We start from the raw sequence: 16,321 nt of genomic DNA, 5'->3' as shown, positions 1-16,321 counted from the left end.
AGGATTAATCCTTTTTATCAAGTAGATTTAGGATAATAAATGAAAGACAGCTGAGACAAAAGGGTTACCTTTTTGTTCCAGTTGTCTTTCTATCTATTTATTAAATATCATTTTGACCCTTATCACAGACTGAACGGTCTAATCGTTCATTTGTTTGATTCCTGCTTCTAAAATCTCAATTTGTTCAATTGTTTCTTGGTCTTTTACAATTTTTGGCTGGCCTTTTTTTAGAGTATTATAGACACCTTGGTAAATACGGCTATAGTCACCTATTTCAGAAATAACTTTTTCTTCGTGATAGGTTCCATTATCATCTATATACGTTAAAGTACCATAATGCTCAGGTAAGTCTACACCAAAATCTTCATTCGTAGGCATGTAAAAGAGTTTCAGATGTTCTTCTTGGCGATCCTTTGTTTGCTTACAGAAGCTGCCTTTTTTTCCATAGACGATAAAACTTGGGCGTTCCTTTAATCGGAAAAAGCTAGATTTGACTGATACTTTCAGGTTGTTCTCATAAAAGAAATCTAAGTCAAAATAGTCGTTCATATGGTTCGTTCCTAATAGCTGTCTAACATCATAGTGTATATTTAAAGGCGTTCCGAAGTAGGATAGCACTTGATCTACAGTATGGCAAGCGTGACTATATAGAAAGCTATTCATTTTTTCAAAGTTTTTTGTCTGTTCAGGCACTTCTGGACGGAAATAGTCAAAATGCATTTCAACTTCTAAAATATCGCCTAATCGTTTACTTTCAATGACCTTTTGAACGGTTAAAAAATCTGAATCAAAACGACGATTTTGGTAGCACTGAATGAATAACCCTTTTCGGTGGGCTAAATCAAAAAGTTCTCTCGCCTGTTGAGACGTTTCTACAAAAGGTTTTTCTACAAGAACATGTTTTCCGCTTTCCAAAGCTTCTTTTGCAAGCTGATAATGACTTTGAGGTGGAGTAGAAATAACCACCAGTTCAATGTCAGCATCATCCCAAATTTTATTGATATCTTGCACATAATTGACACCAGCTATCGGTGTCCAAGGGGATTGCTCTTTTCGAGAGTAAATCGTCTTAATACGGATATCTTTTATCTTTTGAGAAAAAGGGATATGATAGCGATTTGTACTTTTTCCATTACCAATATATGCTATAGTTAACATGATTGTTCCTCCATTTCGTTAAATAAAAATTTTTCTAAGAGATAGTTTTGCTAAGGAAGTATTAGCGGGGAGAACTTAGTGCTTTAATTAAATCATGGAGAGTGATAAGTGTAAATCTGATTTATATAATTCAACATTTTATTCAAAAAAAAGAGCAAAAAAGTTCTGTTATTTGGAATTTTTTTTCAAGGATAGGTATTTGATAGATTGGAGGTTTTTAAACTGAATATAATGAGTGCACTAGAAGAAAAGAAGAATTTTAATGACTCAGAACAACTGTTAGCAGACTATATATTAGTAAAAAAAGAGAAAGTACTGGAGCAATCGATTCAACAGCTTTCAGAGGAGACGTTTACTTCAACATCGACGATTTTTAGGCTATGTCAAAAAATTGGACTAAAAGGCTTTAAAGATTTTAAAATCCGATTGGCTGCAGAGCTGCAAATGAACTATAACAAAATCACTAATATCAATCCAGATTTTCCATTTAATGAGGGAGATACCTATGGTGAAATCCCTAAAAAAGTATTGGAGTTATTTACAGATTCATTGAAGAATACATATACCATTATTGATAAGCAACAAGTTGAAAAAGCAGTTGCAATGATTTTGGGAGCTAAAAAAATTGGGATTTTTGCCTATGGAGATACCTTTTTGCCAGCATTGAATTTTCAAAATAAAATGATGAAGATTAATACAAATGTTCAGATTGGCACATTACCTGGGGAAAATCGTCATTTGGCTACTAATTTTACGAAAGAGGACTGTGCTATTGTTTTATCCTATAGCGGAGAAAGTAAAGATAATTATATGATTGCTAACATTCTCAGACAAAATCAAACGAAAATAATTGTCATTTCAGCCTATCCTGACTCTCACATCGCCAAGTTAGCTAGTTTAGTATTACCAGTGGCTAAAAATGAAAGTAAATCTGTAAAACTTTCTACCTTTTCTTCTCAAATTGCAATTGACTATATGCTAAATGTTCTTTATGCTTGTATTTTTATGTCTAATTACGAGGTCAATCAAAATAAGCGAGTGGCTTCAGAAATGCTCTTTTTGAATACACGCTTTGAAAAATAAAAATGGAGTACTAGAAAAAATCAACGCAGATTTAAAGTGAATAATTAAAAACATCGTTGATTTTACAGTGTAATGCAAGCCAATAAATATTCTTTTCTTGTGAATTTTTATTGTACTGGAGCTAATTATTCTAATAGTTTGAAGGATGTTTTAATGAGAAAAACTAAATTGTTTTGTATTGCGTCAAAAGATATTTCGTGCAGGACTTGTAGAGACAACGCAAAAGCTAGACCTCTTATTTCATTATTTTGAGGGCTAGCTTTTTTTGTATGTGTACTACATTTTAGGCATAACATTTATTTGTTGGCTATACAAACTAGCGTATCTTCTCGACAGATAATCAATGAAAAAGGCAAGAGGATAATTTCCAATGCGGACATAATTAGTAGTGGTAACATTAATTACTTGATCAAATAAATTCGTCAAGGTATTTTGAGTATGTTGTGTCAGCAAAACAGATTTTGCAGGACTGCTTATAATTTCTTGAATCAAGCGACTGCTTTTATTTAGCAGTGTACCGTAAGAAGAAATCACAAAAACCATCGAATTTTTACTAAGTTGTTTAACAAATCGTCTTTGGATTAGATCAGTTTCTCCTACAAATAATAGTTTTCGGTTAGACAAAAAAGAAACTTGCATATCTTTTGCTAATTCTAAGGTGGAGCTATAACCAATAATCAAAATCTCTTCAGCAGCATGAATATCCTTTAAAAGAGCATCAATTTCATCAATATTGATAGTGGCAATTGTATCGTTGATAGAAGCAATAATTTCTTGACCATAGGAAGCTAAATAGCTTTTCGGATCATTTTTTAAAGTCGTTAATTCAGCTTCTTTCATTCGCAGACCACTGTGTCCTTGCAATGTGCTAAAGGCACCTAAAGCATCTCTTAGATAAGGAAATGAAGGTATATTAAAATGATGGCAAAACCTAGTTAAAGTTGCTGGAGAAACATAACATTTTGCTGCAATCTCTGAGATGGTTAGAGAGTGTACTTCATCAGAATGGGTTAATAAGTAGATAATTATTTTGGAATAGGTAGCTTCTTTACTATTTTCGTTCAAATAATTAAGTAAATCATAAATATCAAGCATCTTACCAATCTCCTGTTCATTTTTTTCTATATACTCGTTGATAACATTAACCCATTTTCATAAACATGAAAATGATCGGGCATCATGAAAATACTACCTTGAATAAGAAACTCATTTAGGGCATGACTCATGTTACTATAAAACTGTTACGACAATTATACACTAAAATAGATCTTGAGAGGATGAAAAAAATGAGCAAATTTCCAGAGAATTTTTTATGGGGCGGAGCAACGGCTGCTAACCAGTTTGAAGGAGCTTTTTTAGAGGATGGAAAAGGGTGGTCTACCGCAGACACTGCTCGTTACAATAAAGATGCAGGAACCAATTTACACGCTTTGCTAAAACCAACGACAAAGGCTGATGTTGAGTTTGCAATGAACGATAAGAAAGCTGTCTATCCAAAGCGTCACGGGATTGATTTTTATCATAGATACAAAGAAGATATTGCGATGTTTGCAGAAATGGGCTTCAAAACATTTCGTTTGTCAATCTCTTGGCCAAGAATTTTCCCTAATGGTGATGAGCTTGAACCTAACGAAGCTGGTTTAGCTTTTTATGACAAGGTGTTTGATGAATGTTTAAAATATGATATAGAGCCTTTAGTAACGATTTCCCACTATGAGTTTCCTCTGGGATTGGCGTTTAAACAAAATGGTTGGGAAAGCAGAGAAACGATCGCTTGTTTTGAAAGATATGCTCGTGTCCTCTTTAATCGCTATAAAGATAAAGTAAAATATTGGTTGACCTTTAACGAAATTAATATTATTGGTTTGACTGGCTATTTAAGCGGAGGAATTTTAGCTGATAATCATAAGAATATGAAACAAGCACAGTATCAAGCCGTGCACCATCAGTTTATTGCAAGTGCTTTAGCAGTTAAAGCCTGTCATGAAATTATTCCTGATGCTCAAATTGGCTGTATGTTAGCCAGAATGGAATCTTATCCAGAAACATGTCATCCCTTAGATGTAATGGAAAGTGTTTATAGCGATCATAGCAATTTATTCTATTCAGATGTACAAATTCGTGGTTATTATCCAAAATATATGGATAAATTTTTCCGTGATAATGAAATCGTCATTCAAAAAGAAGCTGGAGATGATGAGACTTTACTTGAAGGAACAGTTGATTTTATGTCCTTTAGTTACTATATGAGTGGCATTGCTTCTCACAAGAAAGACGGCGAAACAACAGCTGGTAACCTTTTAGGTTCTAAGAAAAACCCTTATTTAGAAGCAAGTGATTGGGGATGGCAAATTGACCCGGTAGGGTTGAGAGTGACATTGCATAAACTGTATGATCGTTATCAAGTGCCATTATATATCGTGGAAAATGGTTTAGGAGCGAAAGATGTTGTTGAAGCAGATGGAAGCATTCATGATAATTATCGTATTGATTATTTGAGAAGTCATATTGAGCAAATGGAACAAGCAATCGATGAAGGTGTTGATTTGCTAGGATTTACTCCTTGGGGATGTATTGACTTAGTTAGTGCGAGTACAAGTGAAATGTCTAAGCGTTACGGGTTTATTTATGTTGATTTAGATGATGAAGGGAAAGGAACACTAAAACGTTCCAGAAAAGATTCCTTCTATTGGTATAAAAAAGTCATTGCGACTAACGGAGCAGATTTGAAATAAAAGTCAAAAATAGAAGAGCTTGAGACAGAAGTCATTTTCGGGAAATTTCCGAAGACCCAGACTTTTGACCTCCGTTTATTCAGATTTAGAGGATGAAACAAAACTAATAATCAGTTTTGTTTCATCCTTTTTTTCAAAAAAATAACGATTAAAAATGGATAAATAATTATAAAATAAACCAATAAAATAAATGAGTAAATCTTTCTTTAAATCTTCTTTTTTTTTTCAAAAAAATGGTTAAATTCCTTTTAGGAGGTTGTTTTATTAGCTAATTTTGATTAGACTTTAGGTAGATTCATATTTTTATAAAAATGGAATACTTTTAAAAGGATAAATAGTCAAGAGAGGAGTGCGCACATATATTTCTCTGTTGTTGGGGGATAATGTTAGGTGAAGCGAATCATATCGATAGATTCAGCTAAAAAAACAATGGAGATAAACTGGTAGAATGGCTCCAAACATAAAAAGAATCGTTTTCAAATAGTCTAAAAAACGGTATCTTTTAATAAAATAGTAAGTCACATAGAGGAGTTGGTTAAGTGAAAATGAAGAAAGTTCTAAAAGTTTTTTTTGGCGTCATTATTTTAGCAATTGCAATTATTTTATCCTATGTTGGATATGTTTATTTTAGTTATTCAAGAATTAACGACAATATAGAGCTGACAGTTAATCAAAAAGCGAAAGAAAAGCAACTGTCATTAGAGAAAGAATACAATGTGACAACTTTCAATATTGGTTATGGCTCGTATACACCAGACTACACCTTTTTTATGGACGGTGGGAAGCAGTCGAAAGCAGTAGATAAAGAAACAGTCGAGAAAAATATTTCAGGTGCTGTTAAAACGATTCAAAAAGAAAAACCAGATTTCGCCTTATTTCAAGAAGTTGACGAACAAGCTACAAGAAGTCGAAAAGTCAATGAAGTTAATGAAATAGAGAATTCTTTTCCAGACTATTCTAATAGTTTTGCGGTTAACTATGATTCGGCTTACCTAATGTATCCTTTCTTAGACCCGATTGGTAAATCAAAATCAGGCATTTTAACACTAAGTAATACTATGATTGAAAATAGTATTCGTCATAGCTTGCCAATCGAAACGAATTTCAATAAATTTTTTGATCTGGATCGTTCTTTTACGGTGACTAAGGTGCCTGTTGAAAACGGAAAATTTTTAATGCTTTACAATGTCCATCTTTCCGCTTATATCAAAGATAAAGAAATTCAAAAAGCGCAAATGTTGAAGCTATTTGATCATATGAAAAATGAGTATGACAATGGAAATTATGTTATTTGTGGTGGGGATTTTAATCATGATTTGTTAGATTCTTCTTCGGAAACATTTGAAAATGAGACAAAAGAAGCCTACTCATGGTTGCAAGCTTTCCCTAAAGAGGACTTACCAAAAGGAATGAAGGTAGCTACTTTAACTGAAACCAAAGAACCAGTCCCTTCTGTTCGTAATTTAGATAAACCGTATGAAAAAGGGAAATCATTTGTGGCGGTTATTGATGGTTTTATTACATCTGACAATGTAAAACAAGTAAGCAACAAAGTGATCAATATGGAGTTTCAAAACTCAGATCATAATCCCGTCAAGTTAGATTTTAAATTGATTAAATAAAAAGCAAGAGGATGAGACAAAACTAAAAATCAGTTTTGTTTCATCCTCTAAATCTGAATAAATAGTGATCAAAAGTCTGTGTCTTCGGAAATTTACTACAAACGACTTCTAAGCTCTTTAGCTCTTTTTTTCTACTGAAATGAAGCTTGTTTAATCACTTCCAGAAACTTTTTCCGCTGTGGTAACCCTTCTTTTTTTATATGATTACAATGATACCAACGTACATTTTTAATGCCGATTCCCTTCAATGTTGAATTAATAAAAACACCTCTAATCGAGTTGCCAGCAAAATAGCGAAGATACCATTTTGGTGAATCAGAAGTAGTGATTACCGTTGCTTTTTTGATATGCGTTAGACGTCCTTCTAATCCAAATTTTCCAGTGGTATAGGCAAACTGTTTTAACATCACTTTATCAAGGAACCCTTTTAAAATAGCGGGAATATCTGCCCACCAAATAGGAAAAATAAAAATTAGCGAATCGGATTCTTTTAACAACTTTTGATATTTACTAACTAATGGATCTAAGTGCTCCCCTTTTGCAAATAGAGCCAGTTCTTCTTCTTTTAAAACCGGATTAAATTGATCTTTATTTAGATCAATCAGTTGATATTTTTGCTTTTTTCTTTCTAAGTTCCGGATTGTTTCATCCAAAATTCGTTTGTTAAAACTACCATGCCATGGATGTGCTAGAATAATCGTTGTTTGTTTCATATGTTAAACTCCTTTATGATTGTTTGTAATTAGTTGTATAAATTATAGTTAGTATTTAACCTGTTTTCTATATCTCGACGATAAACCTACGATTGTCATCAAGAGTAGGGACAAGACAGTAATTCCAAGAAGCGAAAATTTTAAAATAGTAAAGCTCCTTGTATAATTGGCTAAGAAATCCGTTTTTTCAGGAAAATTATTTAGCATAGTAAGAATGAAAATATTTTCAATCCAATCAAAAATCATACCCATAATTGTCACAAAAAATAAAGTATTCAGCTTTTTGTTTTCGGGAAAATAATGATTGACTAGATAGCCAGTCAAAGTTATTCCAAATAGCATATACGTGATTGGAAATAGGAAATCGAGTATTAACATAATTCTATATAGCGATCGACCTTCTGAACCATAATTAGCTATCATTCTATAGGCTGTTTCTGGAGAATAGTTAAGTGAAAAATCGAATATTTGCTCACCAGTATTCTTGGTTAGTTGAAAAGAAATGACATTTAATAGAATTAACATACTGATGAATAGTAGTGTCGTCACTGTTACTACTTTTCCAGTACTTTTTTCTCTTATTTTAGTTGAAATATTCAAGATAGGTTAGTCTCCTTAAAAATAGATTTATTATTTGCTCCTTTCTTTAAAGTTCAAGAGTGTGCACTTATGCATCTTTATGGGGGGAAAAAAGGAATTATCAAGAATTACGAGCTAATTCCTTTAAGCTGTTAGTTGTTTGATCGAACTTTTCAATCACAAATTCTGCATTTAAGTAATAAATGTATTCTCGTGATTTTTTCTTTTTTTCCAGAATGCCATAACGATTCATCAAGCTCAAGTGCCTAGAGATAACGGTTCTATCTTGCGGAAAGTGTTCGGCAATCTCTGAAATAGAACGAGCTCCGTTAGCACCAAGGTAGGCCATTATTTTAGTTCTTACAGGATCAAATAGCACCTTATAAAATTCATAATCTAAGGCTTTTTCAATTCTGTCTGAACAAACCTCATCGTTGATTTTTTTCTTGTCCATTTTTTCACCTCTAAAAACATTATATGTGCACACTTATGCATTGTCAAGTGTAAATCTAAAATAGTTTGATAAGCAAATACATTTGCTTACTTTTAGTGAGTGAGTTATACTATATAAAAATTAAAAAAGAGGACAATATGAACAGTTTAAAGACCTATTTATTTGTGCTAGGCTGTGTGTGTCTGGCGATCTTTTTTAGTGGTTGTGCAGATAAAACAAAACCTATTAAAGAAGAGACTACACGAGAAAGTTTACGAATGGATTCTTCAGTAACTAAGGCAACAGATCAAGATACATCAAGTATAAAAGAAATAGTACCGGAGAGGTTTTCCAATGGAACGCTTTTAAAAGCAGTTAGTAACAATGATTTGTTACTGGTAAAAAGAATTTTGCAAGATGAAACGTATTCGATTGATGAAGTAAATGAGAAAAATGAAACATCACTTCTAATTGCCACACATCAAAATTTGATTGAGATTGCCAAGGCTTTAATTGATGCAGGAGCAAATATTAATCAACAAGATGCAATTTCTGATAGTCCCTATTTATTTGCTGGAGCACAGGGTAGGACTGAAATTTTAGCTTATATGCTAGATAAACAAGTTCCAGATCAACAAAAATTTAATCGTTTCGGGGGAACAGCACTTATTCCGGCAGCAGAAAAAGGACATCTAGAAAATGTGAAACTACTATTACGAGATGGTCGAGTAAACCTGAATCATCAAAATCATTCTGGCTATACGGCTTTGATTGAAGCTGTGGCTTTAAGAGATGGTTCAGAAGTTTATCAAGAAATTGTTAAAGTGCTCTTAGAGAACGGTGCAGATAAAACCTTACGAGATAATACCGGTAGAAGTGCAGTAGATTATGCTAGACAATTTGGCTATGGAAATATGATAGAATTGCTACAAAGCTATTAAATGATTCCGCAGTTTTAAAAAAGTTGAAATAAAAAATATTGTAGCTTACCCCAGACTTCTATATTTATACGACCAAAAAAATTAATACTGACAATCGTTTAAGGTAATCGGAACGGTCTTTTTTTTCAACCAGCCAGCCACATGCAATTCAGTCAGACAGACGGAGATTCTAGATTGGGAAGTTCGACAAAATTTTGCTAAAACATCTTGCGTAATATATTTAGGTAATTCAATTATCTCTTCTTCAGATAATACTCCGATTCGATCATTTAAATAAGTTAACGCCTGCTTAACTCTGTCAGTAGTAGGAAGATGCAAAAAATCAAAATAGGTATAGTGCCGTTGCAAGATATCAGCAAAATTTGTTAGGATCATTTCATAATAAGTAGGTTCTTGATTTAGAGCAGCTAATAAGTGCTCTTTTTTTATACTAAAAATAACAGCCTGATCGCTAACAATTCTGATTGAATGAGCTTTTTGTTTAAACGTCGAAAAACTATCCAAACCAAATAAATCGTTCTCAAAAATAAAGCTTGAAATATATTGCTTCTCATGACCTAGAATTTCAACAACGCCAACCCCACTGTTCATAAAATAGATTCGATCTGACTTTTCAAATTCATTGATAATAGATTGCTCTTTGAGATATTTTTGCTCAATCCAGTTCGTTTTTGATAAATCATTACTTTTTAAAAAATGAATCAAAGCAAGGTTGTTTTTAAAGTATTCCAAAATTTTACCTCCGGATTCATTGATAAGATAATTAAATTATAGCATAGCAAGATAGACTATTTCATTTAGAAAAATTGCAAAACAATCCCGTGTTTATCTCAGTGATATAAATACGCCGGACAAATTCAATTACAATGAATTCCTATTAAAAAAGAAAGTAGGGATTTAAATGAATAAAAAACTTAAGATTTTTTTGATTTCCTTAGCAGTCATTATCATTGGAGCAGGTGGCTTTTTAGGCGTTTATCGGCTTCAAAGAATTCAAGGGAAAGCAACAAGTGAGGAAATAAATGCCTCAATCAAGAATAGAAGCAAGACGAATAAAGTTGTTGTTTATACACAAGATAGAGCTTTCAAAAATAGCGTTTTAGAAGAAGTAAAAGAGCAGATAAAAGATGAAAATATCTACCTTAAAATTGAACCTATTGAAAAAATTAATAAGAATAATCCATCTGGTTGGGATAAGGTTATAATTTTATCCACAGTCCAATCAAGTGACCCTCCAAAAGAAGCTTTAGATTATATCAATAAATATGAGGAAAAGGTAAATATCGGCATTTTTTTAACAGCAGACTCAAGAGTGTGGTCAAAACAACCAGATAACATTGAAGCGACTACGGGTGCATCAAAAAAAGAAAATATTTCAATTTTTAGCGAAGGTATTCTAGCGTTTATTGCGGATAAATAGCAAAAAATGAAAATAGCTTAAGATAAATAGCCATGGCTGTATGTCTTGAGTTATTTTTTTATTTAGAGTATCTGGCTATTGAAATAAGAACTTACGTTCTGTATAATGTGAATATGAAGGAGGGGACGTTTATGAAAGTAGATTTTAGTGTGACAAAATGGGAAGAACAACCAATCTCTCAGCATATGACCGGATTTCCAATTAACAGCGTTCATGCTGAATATCAAATTGAAGGAGAGCTTCAAGGCAAAGCAACGGTAGAATATTTGTTGTATTATTTAGAAAGTAATATGGAGGACGGACATTTAGCTACAGCAAGAACAGCTGGATTTCTTTATTTTGAAGGCACTTATAAAGGAAAAACAGGAACCTTTACTGCTGCTGAAAAAGGAATTTTTGATAAAGGTCATCTTGATTCTCCAGGTATGATTATTAAAAGTACAGGGAACCTATCGGAGCTAAAAGGTTCTTATCATTATCAGTTTATTGGTCAAATGAGTAAATTAATTTTGGATTTTAAAGGAATAGACTGAATTGAAATGATTGTGGGGATTAGTGATGAATAGCTTATCAAGATTATTTTATATTGTTTATTTTTTATCTCTCAACAAACAGGCGAAGGCAACAGAATTGGCAGAGAAGTTAGAAGTTTCCACAAGAACAATTTATAGAGATATTGATACTTTATCTGGATTAGGTTTCCCGGTCTATTCTCAAAATGGCAGAGGAGGGGGACTGCGGCTATTAGACAACCATCACGTACCATCAACCTTTGTTAGTGGAGAAGAACAAGACCAAATCCTCATAGCCCTGCAAAATTTAGCTGCTACCAATCTTAAAGAAGCCTCTCCTTTAGTAAATAAAATGTCGTCTCTATTTAATAAAAGCCCAGAGCCCTTAATGGCAATTGATTTTTCAAGTTGGGGTAGAGAGGAAGAATCAATAGCAATTAAAGTGATTACAAAAGCAAAAATAGCATCAAAGTGTGTCCGATTTTCTTATACAAATAGCAAAAATGAACAAACAATTCGTGAAGTGATGCCTAATAAATTATTCTTCAAAAAAAATGCTTGGTATTTAGTTGGCTATTGCTGCTTAAAAAAGAGTACCCGATTATTTAAATTAAAACGTATCACAGAAGTGGTTATATCTGAACGAATGTTAGACGAGACTTTACTGGTGAAAGAATACCAACCAAACTATGCTTACATCTATGTGGAATTTATTGTAAAGGACTCTTTATACCAGCGTTTAAGAGAAGAGTTGCGTGGAATAGAAGAAACTGAATTAATTGGAGATGGGATGATTAAAGTTAAAACTTTACAGCCAGAAGGAGATTGGCTAATTCATTATTTGTTGTCCTTTGGTTCAACAATAGAAGTTTTGCATCCCAAAGAAATCCGAGAAGAGATAAAGAAAGAATTAACCAAATTAAATCAACTTTATTTTTAAACTTGACAAACTGTTGTCACCTTTTTTTGTTACGATTCAGTTAGTTACAAAATAAATGAAAAGAGGATGATAACATGAAGCTTTATGAGATTGATTCAGTAAGAACAAATAATTTTTCAAAAGACGTGGGTGAAAAAATTGGCCAATTATGGTCACAGGTGATGTCACAAGTCCAAAATGATGATACTGTTATATATGGGATCTACCATGATTATGAAAATGATTATCATGGCGACTACACATTAACGATTGCTTCTGAGCAAAAAACAGTCAAAAGACTTTTGGACATACCAAGTCAAAAATATGAATTATTCCCTGTTGATACGACCTCTGAAATAGGAGTGATAGAAGCTTGGCAAAAAGTTTGGAGTTTAGAAGAAGAAAGTAAAATTGAACGTACCTATCAATACGATTTTGAAAAATATGATTTAGATGGAACTGTGACCCTCTATATTGGTATTCAATAAGAATTTATAAAATGAATATCAGAATAACTAAAGATTCATCCTTTTAAATCTGAATATGTTATACTATGCAGTATGTAATTGATATAGAAGGGTGAGTCTTATGGGCCAAGTATGGATGGAACGATTAATGAGATGGAATGCAAAACTACAACACTTTCTAAAAGGAAGATATGCACGAATGGATCAATTAAATAAAACAATGCTAATTGGTAGTATCGTTTTGATTATTGCAAATTCATTTTTGCCAACTTCTGTTTTAAGATGGATTGGACTTGCGCTAATTGTGTTTATTTATTATCGTTTTCTTTCAAAAAGAATCTATGTTCGTGCAAATGAGAATACTAAATATTTGAAGATTCATAATCGTATTTTCGGGAAAATAAAAAAGATCAAACTAAGGTTTCAACAACGGAAAATCTATAAGTATTTTACTTGTCCAAGTTGCAAACAATCTTTACGAGCACCAAAAGGTAAAGGTCAAATAAAAGTAACTTGTTCTAAATGTCATCAACAGTTTTCGAAAAAGGTTTAAACTATGCTTCTATAAGATAAAGAGTAGAAGCAAGCTATGGTCAAAATAAAACAAGATCAAAAAGTAAAAAGTGATTGGTAGTTTCAATTTTTAAATGATACCAAAAGAACATAAGATGATTGATTGGGAGTAAATAGAAACCCGAACAATCATCTTTTTTAATGATTATTTGTTCTGACTTTCTTATAAAAAATAAACAGAACTATGATATAATAGGGCAAACAATTTAGGAGGGGCACGTTTATGAGAGCTGTTTTAACAGTAATTGGGAAAGATAAAGTAGGAATTATTGCAGGGGTTAGCCAGAAATTATCTGAATTAAAAATTAATATTATTGATGTATCTCAAACAATTATGGATGAATATTTCACGATGATGATGATGTTGGAAATTCCGAAAGAAAATCATAATATTGAGCAAATTCGTGAAGACTTAAATCTTTTGGGAGAGAAATTAGGGGTTAAGATTAGTATTCAAAATGAAGAAATTTTTAATACCATGCATAAATTATAAAGAATAGCGATTAACTACTTAAAAATAGAGGTGAGTATCTTTGGAAACTAATCAGATATTAGAAACAATACGTATGATTGAAGAAGAAAATTTAGATATTCGTACAATTACGATGGGAATTTCGCTTTTGGATTGTATCGATAGTGATAGCGAAAAGGCCTGTCAAAAAATTTACGATAAAATCACACGTATGGCCAAAAATCTTGTAAAAGTCGGAGAAGAAATCGAATCAGAATATGGGATTCCAATCATTAATAAACGAATATCTGTCACACCCATTAGTATTGTAGCTGCAGCATGTAAAGATAAAGACTACGTCAAGTATGCTAAAACATTAGACCGGGCAGCTCAATCAGTCGGAGTAAACTTTATTGGTGGTTTTAGTGCACTAGTAGAAAAAGGTTACCAATATGGAGACGATATTTTAATTAATTCCATTCCACAAGCCTTAGCAGAAACAAATTTTGTGTGTGCTTCTGTAAACATTGGTTCCACTCGTGCTGGAATTAATATGGATGCGGTTAGACATATGGGGTACGTAATTAAAGAAACCGCTGATAAATCAGATATGGGCTGTGCTAAATTGGTTGTTTTTGCCAATGCAGTGGAAGATAATCCCTTTATGGCCGGCGCCTTTCATGGAGTTGGCGAGGCTGACTGTGTAATTAATGTAGGGGTTAGTGGTCCAGGAGTAGTCAAAAGAGCACTTGAAAAAGTCAAAGGAGAGCCTTTTGATGTAGTAGCCGAGGTAGTGAAGAAAACGGCGTTTAAAATCACACGAATGGGTCAACTTGTTGGAAGAATTGCCTCTGAACGATTAAATGTTCCTTTCGGTATCGTAGATCTTTCTCTTGCTCCTACACCAGCTGTTGGTGATAGTGTAGCGTATATTTTGGAAGAAATGGGCATAGAAAGTGTTGGTACACATGGAACAACAGCAGCATTAGCGCTATTGAATGATGCTGTAAAAAAAGGGGGCGTAATGGCTTGTAATCATGTTGGAGGACTTTCAGGAGCGTTTATTCCTGTTTCAGAAGATGCTGGTATGATTGATGCTGTTAACAATGGTGCCTTAAATTTAGAAAAACTAGAAGCCATGACTGCTATTTGTTCAGTTGGCTTAGATATGATTGCGATCCCAGGAGAAACAAAGGCTGAAACAATTGCAGCAATGATTGCAGACGAAGCAGCTATTGGCGTAATCAATCATAAAACCACCGCTGTTCGAATTATTCCTGCTAAAGGGACAAAAGTTGGTGATATGGTGGAATTTGGTGGGCTTTTAGGGCGAGCTCCCGTGATGCAAGTCAACAAATATGGGTCAACTGATTTTATCTTACGTGGGGGAAGAATTCCAGCTCCTATCCATTCCTTTAAAAATTAAATAGTTTTCTGCTTGAAAAAAAATATGTTATAATCAATAGGAAACCTCTTTGACAAAAAAATATAGAATATACAAAGAGTAGAATAAAGGAGTGTTAATCAAGTGGAAATTAAACGTCAGCAAGAGGTTGTAGAAGCCTTTCATTATGACTTAAGAAAAGAAAATGAAGAATTAGAAACAGACTTACGAGTAGGTTTTTCACCAATAGAACCAGATGATGAGAACTATCCTAAAGAAAATACAGTGATTGCTGCTCGTTTAGAATTTCGTTTAGTCTTTGATACATATGTACTATCTGGTGTAGTTAGCCAAATTAACCATATTATCAATCGTAAAATTGAAAAGCAAGAAGATATTGTTCAAGAAGAAGTAGACGAATTAGTTGGACCGTTGTTTAATATCGTGCAACGTATGGCTTATGAAATTACTGAAATTGCATTAGATCAGCCTGGTATTCAATTGAATTTTCAGTCTTCTGAAGCTGAATAAGAAAAAAAGTTTGTGATAGTTTTGGCTCATTGTCAACTAGTGTTGGTGAAGAATAACCAATAGAATAATGTGAAGCTAGAAAAAGTTTGTAGGGGAAAATTATTTCTCTACAGGCTTTTTCTTTTTCTGTGGATTAAAAAGAGTTGTTCCTAGGGTTAATAGAATTCTCAGTTTAAAGTTATAGAAGCTTCTAAAGCCGTACGCATTTCGTTTCAATACTTTTATGTGGTTGTTCAAACACTCTAAGGAACCGTTAGAATATGGCTGTTCAAGTGCGTTTAAAATACCTTCTTGATACTGTTTAAACGTCTTAATGGTTGTCGTGTACTTCTCTGGTAGATGAGAATAGTTTTGTTTTAAAAGCTCTTGAAACCAGTGAGAATCTTTCGTTCGAACCGCTGCTAGAAAATCTTGGTAGACACCATATCCTTGCTTGAGTTCCGGGCTATAGGAAAGCAAGCGGTCAACGACTTCTGATTCAGTCAAATGCGCCCGAAAACTAGGATGCAAAACCTGTTTTTTATGCTCTAAATGCCAAGCATTTTTCTGAAGTAATTTCCAATACTTCTTTAAATGCTTGTATTGTTGTTCTTCTTGATAATTTTTTCGATTCAGCTGATTCATCTGTTGAATTCGGTGCGTCAGAAAGGTACGTCCAATATGTTGAACAATATGGAAACGATCAATGATCAATTTTGCATTGGGAAAAAGCTTTTTTACAAGAGTGACGTAAGGCTTGTACATGTCAATGACAATATATTGAACGGCGGCTCTTGTTTTATAAGCATAGGAATAAAAGT

At 33.1% G+C, this 16,321-nt stretch carries 19 protein-coding genes; 12 read left to right on the top strand and 7 right to left on the bottom strand.

Annotated features, from left to right (window positions below):
• Positions 1–138: 138 nt before the first annotated feature.
• On the bottom strand, positions 139–1,158 hold the full coding sequence (locus tag BCR26_RS05110; RefSeq protein ID WP_069697901.1) for a Gfo/Idh/MocA family oxidoreductase: 1,020 nt from the start codon (positions 1,156–1,158) through the stop codon (positions 139–141).
• Positions 1,159–1,389: 231 nt separating this feature from the next.
• On the opposite strand from BCR26_RS05110, the gene BCR26_RS05105 reads away from it, so the two are divergent.
• Complete coding sequence (locus tag BCR26_RS05105; protein WP_069697900.1) at positions 1,390–2,241, top strand: MurR/RpiR family transcriptional regulator; 852 nt, start codon at positions 1,390–1,392, stop codon at positions 2,239–2,241.
• Between the two features lie 276 nt (positions 2,242–2,517).
• Here BCR26_RS05105 and BCR26_RS05100 read toward each other — a convergent pair whose 3' ends face one another.
• Entirely contained in the window at positions 2,518–3,336 is an 819-nt protein-coding gene (locus tag BCR26_RS05100) for a MurR/RpiR family transcriptional regulator (RefSeq protein WP_069697899.1), read from the bottom strand.
• A gap of 191 nt (positions 3,337–3,527) precedes the next feature.
• Between BCR26_RS05100 and BCR26_RS05095 the strand changes: the two genes are divergently transcribed.
• Both BCR26_RS05095 and BCR26_RS05090 read left to right on the top strand, forming a co-directional pair.
• On the top strand, positions 3,528–4,976 hold the full coding sequence (locus BCR26_RS05095) for a glycoside hydrolase family 1 protein (RefSeq protein WP_084387027.1): 1,449 nt from the start codon (positions 3,528–3,530) through the stop codon (positions 4,974–4,976).
• 545 nt (positions 4,977–5,521) lie between these two features.
• Positions 5,522–6,598, top strand: coding sequence for an endonuclease/exonuclease/phosphatase family protein (locus tag BCR26_RS05090; RefSeq protein WP_069698092.1), 1,077 nt, complete (start codon positions 5,522–5,524; stop codon positions 6,596–6,598).
• A 131-nt stretch (positions 6,599–6,729) separates the two neighbouring features.
• Here BCR26_RS05090 and BCR26_RS05085 read toward each other — a convergent pair whose 3' ends face one another.
• The 3 genes from BCR26_RS05085 to BCR26_RS05075 form a co-directional block, all read right to left on the bottom strand.
• Positions 6,730–7,311 (bottom strand): NAD(P)H-dependent oxidoreductase, encoded by a 582-nt coding sequence (locus BCR26_RS05085; RefSeq protein WP_069697897.1) that lies wholly within the window; start codon positions 7,309–7,311, stop codon positions 6,730–6,732.
• A 48-nt stretch (positions 7,312–7,359) separates the two neighbouring features.
• Positions 7,360–7,911 carry a hypothetical protein gene (locus tag BCR26_RS05080; RefSeq protein WP_069697896.1) on the bottom strand — a complete coding sequence of 184 codons (552 nt, stop codon included), beginning with the start codon at positions 7,909–7,911 and terminating at the stop codon, positions 7,360–7,362.
• Positions 7,912–8,011: 100 nt separating this feature from the next.
• Positions 8,012–8,344 carry an ArsR/SmtB family transcription factor gene (locus BCR26_RS05075; RefSeq protein WP_069697895.1) on the bottom strand — a complete coding sequence of 111 codons (333 nt, stop codon included), beginning with the start codon at positions 8,342–8,344 and terminating at the stop codon, positions 8,012–8,014.
• A 137-nt stretch (positions 8,345–8,481) separates the two neighbouring features.
• Here BCR26_RS05075 and BCR26_RS05070 point away from each other — a divergent pair, with 137 nt between their 5' ends.
• A complete protein-coding gene (locus BCR26_RS05070; protein WP_069697894.1) occupies positions 8,482–9,264 on the top strand; it encodes an ankyrin repeat domain-containing protein in 783 nt (260 codons plus the stop codon).
• Between the two features lie 81 nt (positions 9,265–9,345).
• On the opposite strand, the gene BCR26_RS05065 is transcribed toward BCR26_RS05070, so the two are convergent.
• Positions 9,346–9,996, bottom strand: a complete 651-nt coding sequence (locus tag BCR26_RS05065; protein ID WP_069697893.1) for a Crp/Fnr family transcriptional regulator — start codon at positions 9,994–9,996, stop codon at positions 9,346–9,348.
• A gap of 169 nt (positions 9,997–10,165) precedes the next feature.
• On the opposite strand from BCR26_RS05065, the gene BCR26_RS05060 reads away from it, so the two are divergent.
• From BCR26_RS05060 to BCR26_RS05025, 8 genes are all read left to right on the top strand, one after another.
• The gene (locus BCR26_RS05060; RefSeq protein ID WP_069697892.1) at positions 10,166–10,684 is read left to right on the top strand and encodes a hypothetical protein; all 519 of its coding nucleotides are present in this window, start codon (positions 10,166–10,168) and stop codon (positions 10,682–10,684) included.
• A 131-nt stretch (positions 10,685–10,815) separates the two neighbouring features.
• Positions 10,816–11,217: a DUF3224 domain-containing protein gene (locus tag BCR26_RS05055; RefSeq protein WP_069697891.1), complete on the top strand. Its 402-nt coding sequence runs from the start codon at positions 10,816–10,818 to the stop codon at positions 11,215–11,217.
• A 25-nt stretch (positions 11,218–11,242) separates the two neighbouring features.
• Positions 11,243–12,136: a helix-turn-helix transcriptional regulator gene (locus BCR26_RS05050; protein WP_069697890.1), complete on the top strand. Its 894-nt coding sequence runs from the start codon at positions 11,243–11,245 to the stop codon at positions 12,134–12,136.
• Between the two features lie 74 nt (positions 12,137–12,210).
• Positions 12,211–12,603, top strand: coding sequence for a GyrI-like domain-containing protein (locus BCR26_RS05045; RefSeq protein WP_069697889.1), 393 nt, complete (start codon positions 12,211–12,213; stop codon positions 12,601–12,603).
• A 100-nt stretch (positions 12,604–12,703) separates the two neighbouring features.
• Entirely contained in the window at positions 12,704–13,135 is a 432-nt protein-coding gene (locus BCR26_RS05040; RefSeq protein WP_069697888.1) for a hypothetical protein, read from the top strand.
• 243 nt (positions 13,136–13,378) lie between these two features.
• Entirely contained in the window at positions 13,379–13,648 is a 270-nt protein-coding gene (locus BCR26_RS05035; protein WP_069697887.1) for an ACT domain-containing protein, read from the top strand.
• A 40-nt stretch (positions 13,649–13,688) separates the two neighbouring features.
• On the top strand, positions 13,689–15,032 hold the full coding sequence (locus BCR26_RS05030) for a PFL family protein (protein ID WP_069697886.1): 1,344 nt from the start codon (positions 13,689–13,691) through the stop codon (positions 15,030–15,032).
• Positions 15,033–15,134: 102 nt separating this feature from the next.
• A complete protein-coding gene (locus BCR26_RS05025; protein WP_069697885.1) occupies positions 15,135–15,521 on the top strand; it encodes a DUF1149 family protein in 387 nt (128 codons plus the stop codon).
• Positions 15,522–15,620: 99 nt separating this feature from the next.
• Here BCR26_RS05025 and BCR26_RS05020 read toward each other — a convergent pair.
• Positions 15,621–16,321: ISL3 family transposase (locus tag BCR26_RS05020; protein WP_139124885.1), on the bottom strand; the 701-nt coding region annotated here is incomplete at its 5' end.

The organism is Enterococcus rivorum (assembly GCF_001742285.1).
In the GTDB taxonomy this organism is placed as follows: domain Bacteria; phylum Bacillota; class Bacilli; order Lactobacillales; family Enterococcaceae; genus Enterococcus_L; species Enterococcus_L rivorum.
The sequence above is the reverse complement of the archived record's forward strand: the minus strand, read 5'-3'. Positions and strand labels throughout refer to the sequence as shown.

Excerpts from the sequence above, each read along its gene's own strand:
- BCR26_RS05055 (WP_069697891.1), top strand. The coding sequence starts at position 10,816 with ATGAAAGTAGATTTTAGTGTGACAAAATGGGAAGAACAACCAATCTCT.
- BCR26_RS05060 (WP_069697892.1), top strand. The coding sequence starts at position 10,166 with ATGAATAAAAAACTTAAGATTTTTTTGATTTCCTTAGCAGTCATTATC.
- BCR26_RS05105 (WP_069697900.1), top strand. The coding sequence starts at position 1,390 with ATGAGTGCACTAGAAGAAAAGAAGAATTTTAATGACTCAGAACAACTG.
- BCR26_RS05090 (WP_069698092.1), top strand. The coding sequence starts at position 5,522 with ATGAAGAAAGTTCTAAAAGTTTTTTTTGGCGTCATTATTTTAGCAATT.
- BCR26_RS05035 (WP_069697887.1), top strand. The coding sequence starts at position 13,379 with ATGAGAGCTGTTTTAACAGTAATTGGGAAAGATAAAGTAGGAATTATT.
- BCR26_RS05095 (WP_084387027.1), top strand. The coding sequence starts at position 3,528 with ATGAGCAAATTTCCAGAGAATTTTTTATGGGGCGGAGCAACGGCTGCT.
- BCR26_RS05045 (WP_069697889.1), top strand. The coding sequence starts at position 12,211 with ATGAAGCTTTATGAGATTGATTCAGTAAGAACAAATAATTTTTCAAAA.
- BCR26_RS05040 (WP_069697888.1), top strand. The coding sequence starts at position 12,704 with ATGGGCCAAGTATGGATGGAACGATTAATGAGATGGAATGCAAAACTA.
- BCR26_RS05050 (WP_069697890.1), top strand. The coding sequence starts at position 11,243 with ATGAATAGCTTATCAAGATTATTTTATATTGTTTATTTTTTATCTCTC.
- BCR26_RS05085 (WP_069697897.1), bottom strand. The coding sequence starts at position 7,311 with ATGAAACAAACAACGATTATTCTAGCACATCCATGGCATGGTAGTTTT.
- BCR26_RS05070 (WP_069697894.1), top strand. The coding sequence starts at position 8,482 with ATGAACAGTTTAAAGACCTATTTATTTGTGCTAGGCTGTGTGTGTCTG.
- BCR26_RS05075 (WP_069697895.1), bottom strand. The coding sequence starts at position 8,344 with ATGGACAAGAAAAAAATCAACGATGAGGTTTGTTCAGACAGAATTGAA.
- BCR26_RS05110 (WP_069697901.1), bottom strand. The coding sequence starts at position 1,158 with ATGTTAACTATAGCATATATTGGTAATGGAAAAAGTACAAATCGCTAT.
- BCR26_RS05100 (WP_069697899.1), bottom strand. The coding sequence starts at position 3,336 with ATGCTTGATATTTATGATTTACTTAATTATTTGAACGAAAATAGTAAA.